The organism is Bradyrhizobium sp. P5_C12, assembly GCF_054049735.1.
Window position 1 is genome coordinate 56,005 of sequence record NZ_JBFULU010000016.1, and the last position, 13,478, is coordinate 69,482.

The window sequence follows — 13,478 nt, forward strand, 5'->3', positions numbered from 1 at the left end:
GTGCATCGCGGCAATCAGCGCAAGGGAGGAGCCATACGGAAAGTGCAGGCGAGCTACGCGGCAAGGCCCGCGTAGCATAATTCATGTGCAATTTGGGCCGCGGCAGCGGGTTTCCGCTGCCGGGCTCAGAAGTCAGTTGGTGCCGAGGAAGTCGCGCTTGCCGATCTCAACGCCATTGTGACGCAAAAGGCCGTGGGCGGTCGCGGCGTGGAAATAGAAGTTCGGCAGCGAGAACGCGCTGAGGAATTGCTGCCCCTTCATGGTGATGGATTTGTCGGGCCCGGCCGGGAAGGTGACGTCCCTGGTGTCGGCGCCCTCGAACTGTTCGGGCTTGAACGACTTCACATAGTCGATCGTCTTCGCGAGCCGCTGCTTCAATTCGACGAAGCTGGTCTCGGTGTCGGGATTGGACGGCACTTCGCTATGCGTCAGCCGCGCGCAACCCTTGGTAGCGAAATCGCTGACGAGCTGGATCTGCTTCGACAGCGGCAGCATGTCCGGGAACAGGCGGGAGCCGAGCAGGACGCTCGGGTCGACCTTCTTGGCCGCGCAATGCGCCTCGGCTTTGGTGAGCAGGCCGATGAGGCTGTTCAGCATTTGCAGATATGCGGGGACGACGGCGTCGTGGAAGGACATGTAATGCTCGCTCGAATGAGGGGAAATCTCAGGAGAAAACCTGAGCCACTCACATGGGAGCCTCATGGAAAAATACAATCGCGCGAGCGGCTTGTGCGGTGCGAAAATTCTCCACGGCTGTCATCGCCCGCGAAGCGGGCGATCCAGTACGCCGCGGCCGGAATTGTGCGTACCAATTGTCGCCGCGGAGTACTGGATGCCCCGCTTTCGCGGGGCATGACGGAGAGTAGAGGCTTTACCGCACCGTCGCCTGGGGCTGCGCCTGCGCCGTGCCGCCGCGCATGCGGGCGAGCAGCTCGGCGGTCGGCCAGGAATCGGCGGGCAGGCCGTATTTGACCTGCATCGCCTTCACGGCGGCACGGCTCTGCTGGCCGAGCACGCCGTCGACCTTGCCGACATTGAAGCCGGCGCGGACCAGGAGCTGCTGCAATTCCTTCAGGTCGTTGAACGGCAGCTGCGCGACCGGCTGGGCCGGCTTGCGCATCGGCGCCGCGCCCGCGATGCGCGAGGCGAGGTAACCTGCGGTGGTCGAATAGATCAGCGAGTTATTCCACTCGGTGTAGGCCGCGAAATTCGGATAGGCCATGAAGGCCGGACCAAAGCGTCCCATCGGCAGCAGCACGGAGGCCGCGAGATTGTCGTTCGGCAGCGGCCGGCCGTCCGGATAGGTGACACCGAGCTGCGCCCATTTCGAGCGCGGCTCTCGCACCGAGAGATCGGTCTGGTCCCATGGCAGGTTCTGCGGCACCTTGATCTCTTCCAGCCATGGCTCGCCGCGCCGCCACTTCAAGCCGTTGGCGATGTAGTTCGCGGTCGAGCCGATCACGTCGGGCCCGCTGCGCAACAGATCGCGCCGCCCGTCGCCGTCATAGTCGACGGCGTAGTTGACGTAATGCACCGGCAGGAACTGGGTCTGCCCGAGCTCGCCGGCCCAGGAGCCGATCATCTCCTCGGGCGTGAGGTCGCCGCGGTCGATGACCTTCAGCGCAGCGATGGTCTCGTTCACGAACATCTCCGAGCGCCGGCAGTCATAGGCGAGCGACACCAGCGATTTCAGCGTCGGCAGATTGCCCATGTTGGCGCCGAAATCGCTTTCCAGGCCCCAGAACGCCGCGATCACCGCCGCCGGCACGCCGTATTCCTTCTCGGCCCGCGCGAACGCGGCCGCATAGGTCTTGATGTGCTGCTGGCCGTTTTGCATGCGATAGGGCGCGGCCATGCGGCCGGCGAATTCGGTGAAGAGCTGGCCGAACACGCGCTGGCCGCGGTCGCGGTTGACGATGCCCTGGTCGTAGACGAGGTAGGGCGAGGCTTCCGCGATCGTGTGCTGCGACACGCCGGCGGCAACGGCCTGCTGTTTAATGTCGGCCAGGAAGCGATCGAAGCTCGCCCCGTTATGGCACGACGCCGCGCGCGGCGAGGGAGCGGTGGCCTTCGGGACGGCGGGCTTTGTCGGAGGCGGCATGAGCTGAGCCGAGGCGCTCGAGCAGGCGAGGAGTGCGACGGCCGCGATCAGAAATCGGGTCTGGACCATGTGGGTTCCGGCAGGGGGAGGGCGAGGCGTGGATTCGCCCAAAGTTTAGGTGAAGTGATGGCCTCAAGCCAACCTTTCCATGACCCGCCGGCTGATGGAATAAGAGCGAGCGCTGATCTAGCCAAACAGCCTCATCAGAAGTGCTTTGCCGACCGGGAGGGCCCTGACGCCCTGATAGGCGCGGATATATTCGCCGGCATAGAACGCCCTGATCGCATGGACGCGTGCATCCATGCCTTCCTCAAACCGCACCGCGAATCCATCCACCGTCAGTCGCACCACGATCGCCGCGATCGAGCGGCCATAGATGCGGCAGTCGATCGTGCTGCCGGGTGCCGGCGGATCGGGATCGATCAGCCGGGCGCCGGTAATGGAGATGTCGGCGAGCCGCGCGAGATGCCACTTGCCGCCCTGACGCAACAGGATCGGCTCATTGCGATTGAAGCGCTCCGCCTTGCGCTTGCGCGGCTGCTCGATGCAGACGAAGCAGACCACGGTGAGGATGACCGCGTTGTAGAGGCTCCAGGCCAGGGCCAGTCCGCCATAGGCGATGTTCTCGCCGCGCAGATGCAGGATGAAAGCGTAGGCGATGGCCGCGAGCGTGATGATGAGGGCGCAGCCATAGATCCGCAGCAGCGGCCATTCGACGAATCTGCTGTCACGGTCGCCGCCCTTCGCCGTGACCTTGAATTTGTGTCCCTTCGGCTTCAACAGGCCGGTTGCCACCGCCTTGAGCACCGCGGGCGCGGCGATGAGTTGCGAGACGTCCGACATCATGGCGAGTGACCGGCCGTGCGACAGCCAGGCCATGCTGAGTGCGTGCCAGACGTAGAACGGCAGGAAGAAGCGCAATAGCTCAGTGAGGTCCGCCTGCACCGCCTTGATGCCGAACAGCAGGAACAGCCAGGGCACGATGAGTCCTGCGACCTTCGACGTGTAGACCGCCGCCCAGCTCATGAAGGCATCGACCAGCGAAAGCCGGTCAATGAAGGACAATTTTGAATCCCGCGAGAGCGGCCCGCTGCGGCCGCGGACGATTTGCATCAGGCCGAGGCACCAGCGGGCACGCTGGGTGATGTATTCCTTCAGCCCCTCGGGCGCGAGCCCGATCGTCAACCGCTCGTTGAGATAGACCGTGTTGAGGCCGTTTTCCTTCAGGCGAAGGGTGACGAGGTAGTCTTCCGTCACCGAGTCGGTCGGGAAACCGCCGATCTTCACCAGCCCGGCATAGCGAATGAGGGATGAGGTGCCGCAGCAAAACGCGACGCCCCAGGCGTCCTTGGCCGGCAGCAGGATGTCGAAGAAGAAGCGCTGCTCGTCGGGCCATACATCGGTCGCAGCGAGGTTGGTCTGGATCGGGTCGGGATTGATGAAGTGCTGCGGCGTCTGCACCACGCCGACCGAAGCGTCGTCCATGAGGGAGATGGTGCGCGCGAGGAAGTCGGGCCGCGGCACGAAGTCCGCGTCAAGAATGGCCACGAAATCCGGTCGCTCCGGCAGGGCGCCGACGTGCTTGAGCGCATGGTTGATGTTGCCCGCCTTGGCGTGGTGGTTGTCGGGCCGTATGAGATAATGGCAGCCGAGTTCGCTCGCGAGGCGCCGCAGCCAGGGGCGTCGGCCGTCGTCGAGCACCCAGACGCGATACTTGCCGTACTCCATGCCGGTCGCGCCGATGATCGTGCGCTCGAGGATGGATCGTTCCTCGTTGTAAGTGCAGATGAAGACGTCGATCAGAGGCGCGTGTGGATCGATGGCCCGGCCGTCTATCCTTGCCGCGCCGGTGCGGTCGACGGTCCGGCTCAGAAACAGCAGGGACAATGCGACCGCGACGAGCGAGGCCGCCTCCAGCAGCATGAAGGGATAACCGATCACGGCGTCCGCGGTCAGATGCGGTGGCGGGAGCGTCGCCGTGACACGCCAATAGAGGTAGCGGAGCAGGAACACCAGCGAGACAACGGCCATGAACGAGCGCGCCATCGTGCTGTCGCGCCTGAGCAGCGGCACGACCGCCATGAAGGCGCCGAGCGCAATCAGGCCTGGCGTCAACCCCGTCATCACGGCGCGGTCTCGTGCCGGGCAAACACGACGCGGCCCGTCCGCCCGACCGTACAGCCGTGCGCGGCGGCATCGCCAATCGCCACGGTGACGCGATAGGGCTCCTTGCTCAGTGCATCGGGATTGATGGCAAGATTGGCGGGCGCGCCGGCGGCGCCGGTCAGATTGACCACGGTGCCGGAGATCGGCTCGCCGCCGTCATTCGGCTCGAAGCTGGCGCGGTCGCCGAGTTGCAAGCGGTTGTAGACGTTCTCGGTGACATTGGCCGTGATGACGGCGCCGCTGCAATCGAGCACCTTGAGCAGGGGTTGGCCGGCCTGCACGTCCTCGCCCGGCGAGGTCATCATTTCCCAGACGCGGCCCGCGACGGGTGTTGTGATGTTCGCTTCGGACAGATCGGCGAAGCGAGCCTCCTCGATGATGATCTCGTTGGCGAGCCAGGCGATTTCGGTGTCGGTGCGGGCGAGATCGGCCGCGAGATCGTTCGCACGCTGGCGCATTTCCTCTTCGCGCTGGACCGAGCTTGGGCGGTCATTGTAGCTGTCGCCGAGGAACGAGCCGTTCTTTGCCGCAGCAAGCTCGACCGTTGCAGCATCCAGCCGCTTGCGCGCGCCGAGTTCGGTTTGCTGGGCCACGGAAAGCTCGCGCGTCAGCCGCGCCAGCTCGACCGTCGAGACATTGCCGGATTTCGCGAGCGAGGATGCGCGCTCGACGGCGGCGCTGGCTTCGTCCCGCCGCGCTGCCGCCGCCTCGATCGAGGTCTGGATCTCGGCGATGCGGGCCTCGAGCTGAAGCACGCGTCCCTCGCGGAATTGCGCGGCCTGCCGCGCCAGGTCCTTTTGCGCGGCCTGGGCCGAGGCGAGCTTGGCGGCAACGCTCGGCCGCTCGAGCTCCAGCCGCGATTTCTGCCGCCGCAGATCGTCGAGCCGGGTGCGATCGCCGCGCGAGTTCACGACGCGCAGGAGCACGGTTCCGGCGTCAAGTTTGGCTTGATCGGTGACGCCCTGGGCGGCCGCCACGCGCCCGCCGATCGGCGTGCGCAGGGTGACGAGGCGGGAATTCAGCACGGCCTCGACGCTTGAATTCTCCCATATCGCGCGCAGCGGCAGCCAGCCGAACACGGCAATGATGGCAAGCCCGATGGCGATCTTGGCGCCGCGCCGCAGATGCGGCCAGCGCGGCCTCGGTTCCGGCGCCGCCCGCGCATCGGGCACGTGGTCGGGTTCCTCATGAGCGAACAGCTGCTCCTGCAGCGCCTCCTGCAAGGCCTTGGCGTCACTCTTTGTGTCGTGAGAGGAGGGAGTCGATCCGGGGTCGACGGAAGCGGCGCGCGAGCGGTCTACCATGAAGGTCACCTTGCCGACGGGAAGCCAATGGAACCGGTCAATGCGCGAGGACCGCGCGGCGTGCCGGTCATTGCGGATTAAGCCGACGCTGCGCTTTCCAGGTCTCTAAACTTACGCGCGTGTTTTTGCACAAATCCCCGTCAAGGTTTAGCGACGCCGCAAAGGCTGGCCGCGCGTTTGCGGTCTGCGGCCCGGCGACGCACCTTGAAACCTTGCGGTGCACGGTGGCGTCCATACTTCGAGGGCGCCGGCCAATGGCTTGTCCGGGCCGGCCCGGGAGACGGCCATGAACTATCTTCGTACCGCAATGCTTCTCGCAGGCCTCACCGCCCTGTTCATGGGCGTGGGCTATCTCATCGGCGGTGCCGCCGGCGCCATGATCGCGCTCGTCATTGCGGCGGCGACCAATCTCTTCACCTACTGGAACTCCGACCGCATGGTGCTCCGCATGTACGGCGCCCATGAGGTCGACCGCGCCAGCGCGCCGGAACTGGTCGGTCTCGTCGCCGAGCTCGCGGGCCGCGCCGGCCTGCCGATGCCGCGCGTGTTCCTGATCGACGAGCCGCAACCCAATGCGTTCGCGACCGGCCGCAATCCCGAAAATGCCGCCGTCGCCGTCACCGCCGGCCTGATGCACCAGCTCAGCCGCGAGGAACTCGCCGGCGTGATCGCGCACGAGCTCGCGCACATCAAGCATCACGACACGCTGCTGATGACGATCACCGCGACCATTGCGGGCGCAATCTCGATGCTCGCCCAGTTCGGGATGTTCTTCGGCGGCCACCGCGACAACAACAGCGGCCCCGGCATCGTCGGCTCGATCCTGATGATGATCCTCGCACCGCTCGGCGCCATGCTGGTGCAGATGGCGATCAGCCGCACCCGCGAATATGCCGCCGACAATCTCGGTGCGCGCATCGCCGGTCAGCCGATGTGGCTGGCATCGGCGCTGGTCAAGATCGAGAGCGCCGCGCATCAGGTCCCGAACTTGGAGGCCGAGCGAAACCCCGCAACCGCGCACATGTTCATCATCAACCCGCTGTCGGGCCATGGTGTGGACAATCTCTTCGCCACCCATCCCTCGACGCAGAACCGCATCGCGGCGCTTCAGCAACTGGCAGCCGAGCTCGGCACGCATGCGCCCCCGTCGCTCGGCGCGAACGAGAACTATCCGCCGCAGGGCCCATGGGGCCGCTCATCCTCGCGCGGTCCCTCACGCGGTCCTTCACGTGGTCCTTCACGTGGTCCCTGGGGCTGATCCGGAACCGGCCGGAATTTTGCGCCCGGCTTTGTGACTTGGCGCACACAGGATCGTCCGGGCCGGTGCTAACACCCCTGCGAGATTATTCGTTCGAAAGGGGATGCGTGCCCGGCCTGTCGCCGGGCATCGCCGAAGATGACCAAAGCTGCCGTGCCATTGCTGATCGTCCTGGGCGTGCTCATCGGCCTGTCCACGCACATGGTCGTCAATTGCGGCGACGAGGATGACCCCGACATCTGCTCGGCCGTGATCGGCTTCTCGCCGCTGCGCGGCTCACTGATCGCCTTCGCCTATGAGGGGCGCGGACGGATCGCGCTGCGCCATGGCGACTGGCGGCGGGCGATCGCCGATTTCGACGAGGCCATCCACCTCAATCCCAACCGCGCCCCGCTCTACCGTGACCGCGCTTTCGCGCGGTGGCAGAACGGCGATCTGGAGCTCGCGATCGAGGATTATGACGAAGCGATCGCGCATGATCCCAAGCTCGCCGCGCCCTATCACCAGCGCGGCCTCGCGCTCGCCGCCACGGGCGATCTCGATCGCGCCATCCTGAGCTACAACACCGCGATCCGCCTCGACCCGTCGGACGCGCGGGCCCGCTTCGATCGCGGCGTGGCATTCCTCGCCCGGGGACAGGCCGACGATGCACGCGCCGATTTCGAAGCGGCTCTGGCGCTGCCGGCCGGCAAGGACGGCCAGACGCGCGAGGCGGCGCGCGCGAAGCTTGCCGAGCTCACCAATACCGAGCCCACGCGGCGGTGAGAGAAATTTCTCTCCCTCTCCCCGTTCTTACGGGGAGAGGGTTGGGGTGAGGGGCCTCTCTCCACACGGTAGACTGCCGCGGGACCTGTACCCCCTCACCCGGATCGCTGAAGCGATCCGACCTCTCCCCGCAAGCGGGGCGAGGTGAAGGCACACCACGCTACTTCGCCTTTTTCTTCTTCGCCTTGGCCGCCTTCTTCACCGGCTTCTCCTTCGCCGGTTTCTCCGGCTTGGCCGCGACGGGTGTGCTGGCGGCGAGCCGCATCGCACGCGCGTAGCTGTCGGCGACGTTGTCGGCGGACATCTGCAGGCGCCTGGCAGCCGCGGTGGCCTGCTCCATGGTGGCCTTGGCCATCGTCTTGAAGCGGGCGCTCGTGTCCTTGCCCTTGGCCTTGGCCGCCAGCGCGTTGAAGCGATCCCGTCGCTCCTTGGCACGGGTCATCAGGCCCGCATGCGTTTGTCTGGCCAGTTGCCGGATCACGACATCCAGGTCGGCGTCCGCCATGTTGTTCTATCCTCTTCGAAACAGTCACCAAATCGATGCGCGGGACTATGCAGATCAGGCCCCGCCTTGGCAATTCCCGGCCGTGCGTCATCCGCAGCTTCCGGTTCAAAAACGAAAAGGGCCGCGCTGGGCGCGGCCCTTGAGGTGTTTTGGCGCGGGATCGCGCTTTTGCCTTACTGCAGCGAGGCGACCGGTCCGCTTGACGGTGCCGGGTCGGGGTCGAAGCCGAACACGCCGACCAGGTATTTGTAGTAATCCGGCATCTTCTCCTTGAGCGTCTCGCGGGACTTTGGATCGTGGAATTCGCTCTTCCCGGCCAGGAAGATGCTGGCAGTCACGGCAAAGAATTCCATGTGATTCTTCAGCGCGTAGGCCTCCTTGGGCAGGAGATCCTTGGACTTGGCATAGGCGTAATAGGCCCTGACGCCCTTGTTGTCGTAACCGTCGGGCAACAGCCGGGCGTGATAGGCGTGCAACAGCTCGTGCAGCAGCACCGCCTCCTTTTCGTAACGCATCATGTCCGGCCGCAGCATGATCACGCCAAGCCCCGAATCGACCGCGAGGTCGACGGCGTTCGGATTGGTCCATTGCTGCTTGTTATGGTCCCACACCGTCAGCATGCGCGGGACGCGGCGCTCCACGTTCGGGGCAACCCGGCCGTAACACGCGGTCGCGGCGCCTTCGTCGAGGCAGGCCAGCTCGCTCGCGACGATCGGCACGGTGCGGAAGAAGCGCAGCACGCGCGGCGAGAGGCCGGCCGCCTCGACCACGTCGATCTGGCGCTTCAGATTGTCGGTGAGCTTGTCGACGTCCTTGCGGTCGGAGTTCTCCGACAGGTCGAACATGTAGCCGCGGTAGCTCTGGAAGCCCGGCGGCAATTGCTGAGCTGCGTCAGCTTCGAGCGGCCCGGCATTGGATGGATTGGCGAAGAGCGCGCCGATAACGGTCGCGGTCAGCAGCAGCGCAATGCGCATATGAACCCCCTGATGTCACTTCAGCCGGCAGAATAGGCCGCCGTTGTTTGCGAAAAGTGAGTGGGGCGAGACTAAGGCGCCGATGTTGAGGCGTGCTTAATGGTTCGTTGCAGACCGCGAGGGGCGGGTTAGTCCAGGGTTAACCAAGGAGGTATCCCGGGTCCGCGCTTCGGCGTAACATCCGGCTCGGGCACCAAGCCCCTGTTCAACAGTCGGAAGGGAGGATGCCATGTACGCCGCCATCCGTCAGGCCAAGGCGAAAAGCGGGAGCGCGGAAGAGCTGGCGCGCCGCATCAAGGAGGGCGCCGTTCCGATCATCAGCGACGTCGACGGCTTTCGGGCCTATTACGTCGTCTATGCCGGCGACGACACGGTGACCGCGATCTCCATCTTCGACAAGTTCGAGCAGGCGGAGGAGGCGAACCGGCGTGCGATCGCCTGGATCGAGAAGGATCTGGGCCCGCTGCTCGCCGGACACGCGAGCGCCGCCGCGGGCCCGGTGATCGTGCATACGCTGGCGTGACGTCGGCGCGAGCTCTCTCCGATGTCGTCCCGGCGAAGGCCGGGACCCATAATCCCAGGGAGTAGTTGTGGCGCGAGATCGGAGCGACCGGTCTTCGCCAAACACGATGCGGTGGTTATGGGTCCCGGCCTGCGCCGGGACGACACCGAGATTGTAGAGCGCGTTTTCCGCCAAACGCGCTCACAACTCCCGTGCATTCGAGAACGCGAACGAGCTCATGCGCCGTGTCGTCTCGTCCAGGATCAGCGTGCGCGTGATTGGCGGCTCGGCGCGTTGCGCGCAGTTTTCGCGCTCGCAGAGGCGGCAATTGACGCCGATCGGGGTGCCTTCCGCCTTCTCCAGGTCCATGCCGGAGGCGTAGACGAGGCGCGCGGCGTGACGCATCTCGCAGCCGAGGCCGATGGCGAAGCGCGGCTGGGGCAGCGGGTGCGGCGCCACCGGCCGGCGTACCATCTGCGCGATCGAGAAATAGCGCGTCCCGTCGGGCAGCTCGATCACCTGCTTCAGCAGGCGGTCCGGCGTGTCGAAGGTCGAATGCACGTTCCACAAAGGACAGGTGCCGCCGAACTTCGAGAACGGGAAGGTGCCGGACGAGAAGCGCTTCGACACGTTGCCGGCATTGTCGACGCGCAGCAGGAAGAAGGGAATGCCGCGCGCGTTCGGCCGCTGCAAGGTGGTGAGGCGATGGCAGACCTGCTCGAAGCCGGAATTGAAGCGCTGCGCCAGCAAATGGATGTCGTAGTTCAAGGCCTCGGCGGCAGCCAGGAACGCCGGGTAGGGCATCATCACCGCGGCGGCGAAGTAGTTGGCGAGCGTGATGCGGAACAGGCGGCGCGGTGCGTCGTCGAGCGGGCCGGCGCGGCCGATGATGGTTTCCAGATGCTGCGTGCATTCGCCTAAGCCCAGCTGGAAGGCGAGCTGGAACGCGCGGCCGGCCGGGTCGACCAGCTCGGAGATCAGGAGCTGGCGGCGGTGGCGGTCGAAACGCCGCAGCGTCTCCCGCATCACGTCGACCGGCATGATGCGGGTCTGGACCGAATGTTTTTCACGCAGACGCGCGGCGAGCGCGGCATAGAGCCCTTCGGCCGGCACGTTCAACTCGTCGCGCAGGGTTTCGGCGGCCTGCTCGAGCTCCGGAAAATAGTTGCGGTTGGCCTCGATCAGCTCGCGCACGCGCTCGACCGGATTGGCCTCATAGCGCGTGCCGACGTCGCGGTCGGCCATCTGCGCCGCCGCCAGCGTCTCGCCCTGGCGCGCCTCGGTATAGGCCGCATAGAGCCGTTGCAGCGCATGGGTGACGCCCGGGCAGAGCTCGGCGAGGTCGCGCAGCTCCTGCTTGGGCACGTCGATCTGGCGGAACAGCGGATCGGAAAAGATCTCGTTTAGCTCGGCGAAGAAGCGGTCCTCGTCGGCGGTGGCGAGGTCCCTGAGGTCGAGGTCGTAGGTCTCCGCCAGCCGCAGCAGGATCTGCGCCGTCACCGGGCGCTGGTTGCGCTCGATCAGGTTGATGTAGCTCGGCGAGATTCCGAGCCCCTCGGCGATCTGGGTCTGCGACAGCCCCAATTGCTGCCGGATCCTCCGGAAGCGCGGGCCGACGAACAGCTTCTTCCCGGAATCGGCGGGCATTTTCACGTCTCCAGTGGCATCAAGGACAGTCTCGCTGACCTATAATTTTACAAACTTTACAAAATAACATCTATTACATGTACCGATGTTACATGACATCACCATTCGAATACAAGCCATCTATACGAACTTCGCTTTCTCGCGTTTAGCTATCGCCACGCATTTCGCAATGCACTGTCAAGAATGTCGAGACGAATAGCGGACTAACGCTGCATTTGTCGTCACCGAAAGGATTACGCAGATGAACTACCAGCCACGTGGACTCAGTGACCAGGCGATCCAGGGACCCGCTTCCTATCTGAGCGAGGTTGGCGCTGCTGAAGCGCTCCTCAAGACCCAGCCGACCTGGAACGGGGTGACCGCCGAAGCCGTGGCGCGCATGCGTCTGCAGAACCGCTTCAGGACCGGCCTCGACGTCGCCCGCTACACTGCGGCGCTGATGCGCAGCGATATGGCTGCCTATGATGCCGATCCCACCAAGTACACCCAGTCGCTCGGCTGCTGGCATGGCTTCATCGCGCAGCAGAAGCTGATCTCGGTCAAGAAGCACTTCGGTGGCAAGACCGATCGCACCTACCTGTATCTCTCGGGCTGGATGATCGCGGCGCTGCGTTCCGAGTTCGGACCGCTGCCCGACCAGTCGATGCACGAGAAGACCTCGGTGCCGGCGCTGATCGAGGAGCTCTACACCTTCCTGCGTCAGGCGGACTCGCGCGAGCTCAACGATATCTTCCGCACGCTCGACAAGGCGCGCAAGGAAGGCGACAAGACCCGCGAGAAGGAGCTGATCGAGAAGATCGACAACTTCCAGACCCATGTCGTGCCCGTCATCGCCGACATCGACGCCGGCTTCGGCAATGCGGAGGCGACCTATCTGCTCGCCAAGAAGATGATCGAAGCGGGCGCCTGCGCGCTCCAGATCGAAAACCAGGTCTCCGACGAGAAGCAGTGCGGCCACCAGGACGGCAAGGTCACCGTGCCGCACGAGGTGTTCCTGGCCAAGATCCGGGCCTGCCGCCACGCCTTCCTCGAGCTCGGCGTCGAAGATGGCATCATCGTGACCCGCACCGACTCGCTCGGCGCCGGCCTCACGCAGCAGATCGCCGTCAGCCACAAGCCCGGCGACATCGGCGATCAGTACAACAGCTTCCTGGATTGCGAGGAAGTGACGGCGGAGAACGCCCGCAACGGTGATGTCATCATCAACCGCAACGGAAAGATGATGCGTCCGAAGCGGCTCGCCAGCAACCTCTACCAGTTCCGCGCCGGCACCGGCGAAGACCGCTGCGTGCTCGACAGCATCACCTCGCTGCAGAACGGTGCCGACCTGCTGTGGATCGAGACCGAGAAGCCGCATATCGAGCAGATCGCCAAGATGGTCGACCGCATTCGCGAGGTCATTCCGAACGCGAAGCTGGCCTACAACAACTCGCCCTCGTTCAACTGGACGCTCAACTTCCGTTGGCAGGTCTACGATGCGATGAAGGAAGCCGGCAAGGATGTCAGCAAGTACAACCGCGCCGACCTGATGAAGCCGGAATACGACGATACGCCGCTGGCCATTGAAGCCGACGAGCGCATCCGCACCTTCCAGGCCGATTCAGCCAAGCGTGCCGGCATCTTCCACCATCTGATCACGTTGCCGACCTATCACACGGCGGCTCTGTCGACGGACAATCTCGCCAGAGAGTATTTCGGCGAGCAGGGCATGCTGGGCTACGTGAAGAATGTTCAGCGCCAGGAGATCCGTCAGGGCATCGCCTGCGCCAAGCATCAGAACATGGCCGGCTCCGATATCGGAGACGACCACAAGGAATATTTCGCAGGTGAAGCCGCTCTGAAGGCGGGCGGCGCCCACAACACGATGAACCAGTTCGGCTAACGCGCCACGCTATTCGACAGGAGACTGACAATGACCAAAGGCAGCAATTTCTGGGTGATCGGCGGCGAGTTCGGTTCGATGAACTTCCACAAGCTCGTGGAAGGCTCGGCCCAGGTGCAGGGTCCGTTCAAGACCCGCAAGGAAGCCGAGGATGCCTGGCGCACTGTCTCGGAGGAGAACCGCCACAAGGCCGGCGTCCGCTTCTCGATCGTGGAAGAGCCGTCGCGGGTCTCGGCCTGACGGCTGCCTGACTAATCAAGAAACGTCCAAGGACGGAGGGTCCCATCCGGCGCAAGCCGGGTGGGATCGTCTGTTTTTGGCACAGTGAAGGAGCTGTGGGCGCCGTAAGTATCTGGAATTATGGGCCCTTTGCG

Annotated in this window: 12 protein-coding genes; 5 read left to right on the top strand and 7 right to left on the bottom strand. The window is 64.8% G+C overall.

Translation table 11 applies throughout. The features are described 5' to 3' along the window. Positions 1–132 precede the first annotated feature (132 nt). The 4 genes from ACXJMY_RS16640 to ACXJMY_RS16655 all read right to left on the bottom strand — a co-directional run bounded on the left by ACXJMY_RS16640 (position 133) and on the right by ACXJMY_RS16655 (position 5,571). Positions 133–636 (bottom strand): DUF1993 domain-containing protein, encoded by a 504-nt coding sequence (locus ACXJMY_RS16640; RefSeq protein ID WP_456620416.1) that lies wholly within the window; start codon positions 634–636, stop codon positions 133–135. Between the two features lie 235 nt (positions 637–871). Continuing rightward, on the bottom strand, positions 872–2,170 hold the full coding sequence (locus ACXJMY_RS16645; RefSeq protein ID WP_456620417.1) for a lytic murein transglycosylase: 1,299 nt from the start codon (positions 2,168–2,170) through the stop codon (positions 872–874). Between the two features lie 117 nt (positions 2,171–2,287). After that, the gene (locus tag ACXJMY_RS16650) at positions 2,288–4,225 is read right to left on the bottom strand and encodes a glycosyltransferase (RefSeq protein ID WP_456620496.1); all 1,938 of its coding nucleotides are present in this window, start codon (positions 4,223–4,225) and stop codon (positions 2,288–2,290) included. After that, complete coding sequence (locus ACXJMY_RS16655) at positions 4,225–5,571, bottom strand: HlyD family secretion protein (RefSeq protein ID WP_456620418.1); 1,347 nt, start codon at positions 5,569–5,571, stop codon at positions 4,225–4,227. The genes ACXJMY_RS16650 and ACXJMY_RS16655 overlap by 1 nt, the downstream gene beginning before the upstream one ends. 286 nt (positions 5,572–5,857) lie before the next feature. Here ACXJMY_RS16655 and htpX point away from each other — a divergent pair, with 286 nt between their 5' ends. Beyond that, positions 5,858–6,829 (top strand): zinc metalloprotease HtpX, encoded by a 972-nt coding sequence (gene htpX / locus ACXJMY_RS16660; protein WP_456620419.1) that lies wholly within the window; start codon positions 5,858–5,860, stop codon positions 6,827–6,829. Between the two features lie 138 nt (positions 6,830–6,967). Continuing rightward, positions 6,968–7,594, top strand: coding sequence for a tetratricopeptide repeat protein (locus ACXJMY_RS16665; protein ID WP_456620420.1), 627 nt, complete (start codon positions 6,968–6,970; stop codon positions 7,592–7,594). A 160-nt stretch (positions 7,595–7,754) separates the two neighbouring features. Here the strand turns inward: ACXJMY_RS16665 and ACXJMY_RS16670 are convergent, their stop codons facing one another. Further along, the gene (locus tag ACXJMY_RS16670; RefSeq protein WP_456620421.1) at positions 7,755–8,099 is read right to left on the bottom strand and encodes a hypothetical protein; all 345 of its coding nucleotides are present in this window, start codon (positions 8,097–8,099) and stop codon (positions 7,755–7,757) included. Between the two features lie 173 nt (positions 8,100–8,272). After that, entirely contained in the window at positions 8,273–9,073 is an 801-nt protein-coding gene (locus ACXJMY_RS16675; RefSeq protein ID WP_456620422.1) for a hypothetical protein, read from the bottom strand. A gap of 229 nt (positions 9,074–9,302) precedes the next feature. Between ACXJMY_RS16675 and ACXJMY_RS16680 the strand changes: the two genes are divergently transcribed. After that, positions 9,303–9,596 (top strand): antibiotic biosynthesis monooxygenase, encoded by a 294-nt coding sequence (locus ACXJMY_RS16680; RefSeq protein ID WP_027522803.1) that lies wholly within the window; start codon positions 9,303–9,305, stop codon positions 9,594–9,596. Positions 9,597–9,776: 180 nt separating this feature from the next. Here the strand turns inward: ACXJMY_RS16680 and ACXJMY_RS16685 are convergent, their stop codons facing one another. Further along, positions 9,777–11,222, bottom strand: coding sequence for a helix-turn-helix domain-containing protein (locus tag ACXJMY_RS16685; protein WP_456620423.1), 1,446 nt, complete (start codon positions 11,220–11,222; stop codon positions 9,777–9,779). Positions 11,223–11,463: 241 nt separating this feature from the next. Between ACXJMY_RS16685 and ACXJMY_RS16690 the strand changes: the two genes are divergently transcribed. Together ACXJMY_RS16690 and ACXJMY_RS16695 are read left to right on the top strand one after the other, a co-directional pair. Continuing rightward, positions 11,464–13,104, top strand: coding sequence for an isocitrate lyase (locus tag ACXJMY_RS16690; protein ID WP_456620424.1), 1,641 nt, complete (start codon positions 11,464–11,466; stop codon positions 13,102–13,104). Between the two features lie 30 nt (positions 13,105–13,134). Beyond that, positions 13,135–13,344 carry a DUF4170 domain-containing protein gene (locus tag ACXJMY_RS16695; protein WP_018323282.1) on the top strand — a complete coding sequence of 70 codons (210 nt, stop codon included), beginning with the start codon at positions 13,135–13,137 and terminating at the stop codon, positions 13,342–13,344. Positions 13,345–13,478: the final 134 nt, after the last annotated feature.